Source organism: Pseudomonas sp. NFR09 (genome assembly GCF_900111535.1).
In the GTDB taxonomy this organism is placed as follows: Bacteria; Pseudomonadota; Gammaproteobacteria; order Pseudomonadales; family Pseudomonadaceae; genus Aquipseudomonas; species Aquipseudomonas extremorientalis.
Genome location: NZ_FOIH01000009.1, coordinates 310,597 through 317,127, shown reverse-complemented (window position 1 = coordinate 317,127; position 6,531 = coordinate 310,597). Strand labels below are relative to the sequence as shown.

Genomic DNA, 6,531 nt, shown 5'->3' with positions numbered 1-6,531 from the left:
TCTTCTCCACCGCCGACTCCCTGGTCGCCAACAACCTGGTGCTGGCCGTGTACCGCCTGATCACCAACCCGGAGTGCCGCCAGTACATCCTGCGCCAGGCCTTCGAAGAAGCGATCCACACCCACGCCTATCAGTACTGCATCGAATCGTTGGCCATGGATGAAGGCGAGATCTTCAACATGTACCACGAGATCCCATCGGTCGCCAAAAAGGCCGCCTGGGGCCTGAAGTACACCCGCTCGATCTCCGATCCGAAGTTCGAAACCGGCACCGTCGAAACCGACAAGGAACTGCTGCGCAACCTGGTCGCCTACTACTGCGTATTGGAAGGCATCTTCTTCTATTGCGGCTTCACCCAGATCCTGTCCATGGGCCGTCGCAACAAAATGACCGGTGTCGCCGAGCAGTTCCAGTACATCCTGCGTGACGAGTCGATGCACCTGAACTTCGGTATCGATGTGATCAACCAGATCAAAATCGAAAACCCACACCTGTGGGATGCCGAGATGAAGGAAGAAGCGACCCAGATGATCCTGCAAGGGACTCAACTGGAGATCGAATACGCTCGCGACACCATGCCGCGTGGGGTGTTGGGCATGAATGCGGCGATGATGGAGGATTACCTCAAGTTCATCGCTAACCGTCGTCTGTCGCAGATTGGGTTGAAGGAAGAGTACCCAGGGACGACTAACCCGTTCCCGTGGATGAGCGAGATCATGGATTTGAAGAAAGAGAAAAACTTCTTCGAGACCCGTGTGATCGAATACCAGACTGGCGGCGCGCTGAGCTGGGATTGATTCCTGAGCCAGGCCTCACCCATGAAGCCCTGACGTGTTCAGGGCTTTTTTGTGCGCGGTGAATTGCCACTTTTTGAAGCACATCAGGCTGACCTCCTCGCCCAGAAGGGTTCGGATTGCATCACCAATGCTGTAGCCTTGTGCCCCAATTGCCATCAGCGTTGTCACCGGTCGAGTGACCGGGATGCCTTCACCGAGGCGCGTTACAGCAACGTCGGAAGGTTGGCACGGGAGTAAACTCCCGCTGTCACACCTGATGCACACTCAAAAAATACCCGATAGGACCGAGGCCAACCCGTGAACCCAGACATGCTCGAAGCCGGCCCCGCTGACGCCAAAGTACTTTCCGTCTTTGACTTCGACGGCACCCTGACCCACCACGACAGTTTCGTGCCCTTCCTCAAGTTTGCCTTTGGCCCCGGTGAGTTCTACGGCCGGATGGTCAAGCTGGCGGTGCCGGGGCTGCGCTTTCTGGTGCGGCAGATCAGCCGGGATGAGTTGAAGGCGCAGTTGATCCGCACCTTTATGACCGGGGTGGAGAAGGCATGGGTGCAACAGAAAGCCGAGGAGTATTGCCAGAAGACCTGGGCGCGACTGATGCGGCCGACAGGGGTGTTATCGGTGGAGCAGGAGTTGGGCTCCGGGGCGGAGGTCACGCTGTGTTCGGCGTCGCCGGCATTAGTGTTGCAGCCGTTTGCCAATCGGCTGGGGATCAAGTTGATCGGCACGGAGCTTGAGGTGGTCGACGGGGTGTTGACTGGCAAGCTCACCGGGAATAACTGCCGGTGTGAGAACAAGGTGTTGCGGCTTGAGGCGGTGTACGGGGATTTGGGCGAGTATCGGCTGCGGGCCTGGGGCGATACGCGTGGGGATCGGGAGTTGCTGGCGGCGGCGCAGGATGCGCATTTTCGGCATTTTCATGCGAAGAAGAAGCGCAAGCAGCTGCGGTAGTCGCGCACTAGCAAGGGGTGCTAGGGGTTGAAAGATTGAATTACGTTGCCCCGAAATCTCGTTCTTCGAGGGACACATCAATGGGTGTTTCGCTGACGTCGAGTCGCTCCTGAACAATCTGATTCAACTTCAGAACCTCCAATCGATTATCCTCAGACATAAAGTCGTCAGACACTGATTCGCCATGGAGAAAATAGCTGTCCCAGGTGCTTTCCGCTGGGGGGCTGTTTTTTGTTTGAGTCATGAGCATCCCTCCTTTGGGTTGGCTGAAGACAATACAAGCCAGCTTGTTTGTTGCCTAGGCGGAAAATGTATCGATGCGAATGGCAGGTTCGCCAGGGAAACCGATTCGATCCCTTCGCAGCCTCGCCGAAGCTCGACAGCTCCCACATTTGATCTTCGCCGAGCCCAGATTCGTGTTTGGCAGGAGGTCTATGCCGTGGCTTTGAGGTCCACGCCCAACGCCGTCGCAAAGGCTTTTACCATCGGGCTGCGCGGGGCGTTGTGGCGAAGGATGAGGTTGAAGTCGGTGCTCAAGTGCACTTGCTCCGGGCACAGTGCCCGTAGGCGCCCTTCTCTTACCAATGGCGCGGCGTAGTGTTCGGGCAAGAAGCCCAGGAAACGGCCAGTAAGGATCAGGATCGCGACGGCTTCGACTTGTGAGGCCGAGGCGGACTGGCTGTCATAGTTGACGAAGTTGGCCTTGTCGCGATGAATCGCATAGCGATGGTTGACCACTTCGTATTGGCGCAGCACTTCCGGTGTGATTTCACTCGCGTTGAACAGTGGATGCCCTACGGCACAGTAGGCGTGGGCCTTTTCCTCATACAGCGGGAAATAGTCGAATTCTTCACGGCGCTGGTACACCGGCACGATGCCGACGATCAAGCGCCCTTCCACCACGCCGCGTTCAACTTCGTCCAATTGTGAGGCATGCAGGCGCAATCTAATCTTTGGCGATTCGCTATGTAATTTCCCCAACGCGGTAATGAGCGGGGAATTAACGTCGGTCACCGTGTTATCAATAACGCCCACACTAAGGTCACCAATAAGCTCGTTCTGCGCCGAACTAAGCTTGTCGCGAAAACTGTCCACCGAGGTAAATAACTCGATGGAAGCCTGATACACCAACTTGCCTTCTTCGGTCAGCCCAAACCCTTCGCGACCCCGGGTGCACAGGCGCATGCCGATGCGAATCTCAAGGTCGGAGATCTGTTTGCTGATGGCCGCCAGGCCCACGTTCAGCTCGTTTTGCGCGGCACTGAAGCCGCCGGCTTCGACCACGGCCATGAACACGCGCAGCAGTTTGAAGTCCAGCCCGCTCAACTGCAGGGGCGGTCTTGTGCCGGGTTTGGGTAGCAGGTTTCCAGAAGTGGAAAGTGGGGTTTCCATAATACGCGTTGACCTCAAGTGCCATATTCAACAGGCTTCAACCCAATCCTTGAACATAGCCAGGCGGCGATAATGAACATAAACATCCGCCCTTGGCAACCTTGAATACGGCGCGTCAGACGCTGGTTCAGTCTAGTTGAAAACTTATTTTTACTGCCTCCGACTCTTCTAAAAACAAGCGTGAGGAACAACCATGTCCCAGCCCACCGACCGCCTTTGGGGCGCTCGTTTCAAGACCGGCCCGTCTGTTGCATTGGCCGCGTTGTCGCGTTGCCCTGAGCGCTATTTCCGCCTGACACCCTACGACCTGGCCGGCTCCCGTGCCCATGCCCGTGAATTACAGCGCGCCGGTTTGCTGGATGAGTCGGAGACCCTGCGCACCCTCGACGCGCTGGACGGTATTGGCGCAGATTTCGCCGCCGGCACGCTGCATCCGACCCTGGATGACGAGGACGTGCACACCTTCATCGAACGCGTATTGACCGAGCGCCTTGGTGCCCTGGGCGGAAAATTGCGCGCCGGGCGTTCGCGTAACGATCAGACCGCCAACGATTTGCGCCTTTTCCTACGGGACCATGCGCGCACCATCACCACTGAAGTACTGGGTTTGCAGCAGGCGCTGGTGGATCAGGCCGAGCAGCATATCGAGAGCATTTGCCCCGGCTTCACCCACTTGCAGCAGGCGCAGCCGATTGTGTTCGCCCACCACTTGCTGGCCCATGCCCAATCGATGTTGCGGGATGTACAGCGTTTGGTGGATTGGGATGCACGCACGGCTTTGTCGCCTTTAGGCGCAGCCGCAATGGCAGGTTCTGCGATTGCCCGTCAGCCAGAACATTCCGCTAAGGAAATGGGCTACACCGGGCCGTGCGAAAACTCCATCGACGCGGTGGCCAGCCGTGACCATGTAGCGGAGTTCCTGTTTGTGGCGGGCATGCTCGGGGTGAATATTTCGCGCCTGTCCGAAGAGTTTTGCCTGTGGTCCTCGCGGCAATTTCGCTGGGTGGTGCTGGACGATGCCTACGCTACCGGCAGCTCGATCATGCCGCAGAAAAAGAACCCGGACATTGCCGAATTGGCGCGCGGCAAGGCTGGGCGCTTGATTGGCAACCTGACCGGCTTGATGTCGACGCTCAAATCATTGCCGCTGTCGTACAACCGTGATTTGAGTGAAGACAAGCACAGCGTGTTGGACAGCGTGGATACATTGCTGCTGGTGTTGCCGGCGATGGCCGGAATGGTTGCGACCATGAAGGTGCAGGTACAAGAGCTGCGGCGTCAGGCGCCGATGGGCTTCACCTTGGCGACTGAGGTGGCGGATTGGTTGGCCACCCGTGGCGTGCCGTTTAAAGAGGCCCACGAGATCACCGGCGCGTTGGTGCAGGCCTGTGAGAAGCATGAGATTGAGTTGTGGGAAGCCTCGCCGGCGATGTTAGCGGAGGTGGATGCACGACTCACACCAGAAGTGCGCGACTGCCTGACCCTGGAAGCGGCGATTGCGGCGCGCAGTGGGTGGGGTGGAACAGCGCCGGAGCGGGTTCGGGAGCAGATTGGGCGGTTGAAGTCCGCATTAGCGGCTCAACAGCAGTGGGCAGAGAGTTATCAGGGGTTCCGGATTTAAATCTGCGGTGTTTGGGCTGGCGTCTTCGCAGGCAAGCCAGCTCCCACATTTGGACCGCGTACAGTAGTTAGAGCGTTGTAAGTTTTGGAGATTCACCATGAACCAAACCCCGGCCGAGCGCTTGGCAGCCGAGCGCAAGTTGTCCGAGAACCAGTTCGATATCACGCAGTACGAACACGTGCCGCGTCGTTATTACGGGCGGATGTTCTTTGCCACGTTGATCGTGATCGTGTTGGCTGCATTGCTGCGTGCCTTCGCCAACGGCCAGATCGAATGGTCCTACATCGGGCAGTTCCTCACGTCTGAGGCCATCCTCTGGGGCCTGGTCAACACCATCGTCATGTCGATCCTGGCCATGGCGCTGGGCGTGGTGATCGGGGTGATCACGGCGATCATGCGCATGTCGGCCAACCCGATCCTGCGCTACGTGGCAATCACCTACACCTGGCTGTTTCGCGGTACGCCGCTGATCCTGCAGCTGCTGCTGTGGTTCAACCTGGCGTTGATCTTCCCGGTGATCGCGATTCCCGGTCTGTTCAGCATCGACACCGTCGACCTGATGACGCCGTTCGTGGCCGCCCTGCTCGGCCTGAGTATCAACCAGGGTGCGTACACCGCCGAAGTGGTGCGCGCCGGTTTGCTCTCGGTCGACACCGGCCAGTACGAAGCCGCCAAGTCCATCGGCATGCCGAGCCTACAAGCACTGCGTAGGATCATTCTGCCGCAGGCCATGCGGGTGATCATTCCGCCTGTAGGCAACGAGTTCATCAGCATGGTGAAAATGACCAGCCTGGCCAGCGTGATCCAGTATTCGGAACTGCTGCACAACGCGCAAAACATCTACTACGCCAACGCCCGGGTCATGGAGCTGCTGATTGTGGCCGGCATCTGGTACCTGGCGGTGGTGACTGTTCTTTCATTTGGCCAAAGCCGCCTCGAGCGCCGCTTTGCCCGCGGCGCCGGCAAGCGTTCGTAAGTCTGGGTCGAGGAGAATTGCCCCATGAGAAGCATCGTCAAGGCCGTCAACCTGAATAAGTACTACGACCAGTATCACGCGCTGCGCGACATCAATATCGAGGTCGAGCAAGGCGAAGTGATGTGCATCATCGGCCCGTCCGGCTCGGGTAAAAGCACCCTGCTGCGCTGCGTCAACCAGTTGGAAAAAATCGACAAGGGCGGCCTGTGGGTCGACGGCGAACTGGTGGGTTACCGCGTGGTCGGCAACAAGCTGCATGAGATGAATGAATCGCAGATTGCCCGCCAGCGCCTGGCCACCGGCATGGTGTTCCAGCGTTTCAATTTGTTCCCGCACATGACCGTGCTGCAAAACATCATCGAAGGCCCGTGCCAGGTACTCAAGCGTTCGCCCAAGGAAGCCACCGAGGACGCCCTGGAGTTGCTGGCCCGCGTCGGCCTGGCGGACAAACGCAATGCCTATCCGGTGGAGTTGTCCGGCGGGCAACAACAGCGTGTGGCGATCGCCCGTGCGCTGGCGATGCGCCCCAAGCTGATGCTGTTTGACGAACCGACGTCAGCCCTCGACCCTGAGCTGGTAGGAGAAGTGCTGTCGGTGATGCGCGACCTGGCCACCACTGGCATGACCATGATCGTGGTCACCCATGAGTTGGGCTTCGCCCGCGAGGTCTCCAACCGCATGGTGTTTATGGATGCCGGCCAGATTGTGGAAGCCGGCAGCCCCGAAGAAATTCTAATAAGCCCACAAAACCCGCGTACCCAAAGCTTTATTTCTGCCGTTCGCACTTAACTAAA

At 58.3% G+C, this 6,531-nt stretch carries 7 protein-coding genes; 5 read left to right on the top strand and 2 right to left on the bottom strand.

Annotated elements, in window-relative coordinates:
- Together BMX59_RS21335 and BMX59_RS21325 are read left to right on the top strand one after the other, a co-directional pair.
- Positions 1 to 797 (top strand): ribonucleotide-diphosphate reductase subunit beta (locus BMX59_RS21335; protein ID WP_139212918.1); only part of this gene is annotated, 797 nt, incomplete at its 5' end.
- A gap of 309 nt (positions 798 to 1,106) precedes the next feature.
- Positions 1,107 to 1,748, top strand: coding sequence for an HAD-IB family hydrolase (locus tag BMX59_RS21325; RefSeq protein WP_038846731.1), 642 nt, complete (start codon positions 1,107 to 1,109; stop codon positions 1,746 to 1,748).
- Positions 1,749 to 1,788: 40 nt separating this feature from the next.
- Here BMX59_RS21325 and BMX59_RS21320 read toward each other — a convergent pair whose 3' ends face one another.
- Positions 1,789 to 1,992 carry an AbrB/MazE/SpoVT family DNA-binding domain-containing protein gene (locus BMX59_RS21320; RefSeq protein WP_093125481.1) on the bottom strand — a complete coding sequence of 68 codons (204 nt, stop codon included), beginning with the start codon at positions 1,990 to 1,992 and terminating at the stop codon, positions 1,789 to 1,791.
- 188 nt (positions 1,993 to 2,180) lie between these two features.
- A complete protein-coding gene (locus tag BMX59_RS21315) occupies positions 2,181 to 3,140 on the bottom strand; it encodes a LysR family transcriptional regulator (RefSeq protein WP_093125477.1) in 960 nt (319 codons plus the stop codon).
- Between the two features lie 193 nt (positions 3,141 to 3,333).
- Between BMX59_RS21315 and argH the strand changes: the two genes are divergently transcribed.
- The 3 genes from argH (at position 3,334) to BMX59_RS21300 (ending at position 6,526) form a co-directional block, all read left to right on the top strand.
- Entirely contained in the window at positions 3,334 to 4,761 is a 1,428-nt protein-coding gene (gene argH / locus BMX59_RS21310) for an argininosuccinate lyase (protein ID WP_093125473.1), read from the top strand.
- A 97-nt stretch (positions 4,762 to 4,858) separates the two neighbouring features.
- Positions 4,859 to 5,737 carry an amino acid ABC transporter permease gene (locus BMX59_RS21305; protein WP_058427255.1) on the top strand — a complete coding sequence of 293 codons (879 nt, stop codon included), beginning with the start codon at positions 4,859 to 4,861 and terminating at the stop codon, positions 5,735 to 5,737.
- Between the two features lie 24 nt (positions 5,738 to 5,761).
- Positions 5,762 to 6,526, top strand: coding sequence for an amino acid ABC transporter ATP-binding protein (locus BMX59_RS21300; protein WP_016974699.1), 765 nt, complete (start codon positions 5,762 to 5,764; stop codon positions 6,524 to 6,526).
- Positions 6,527 to 6,531 lie beyond the last annotated feature (5 nt).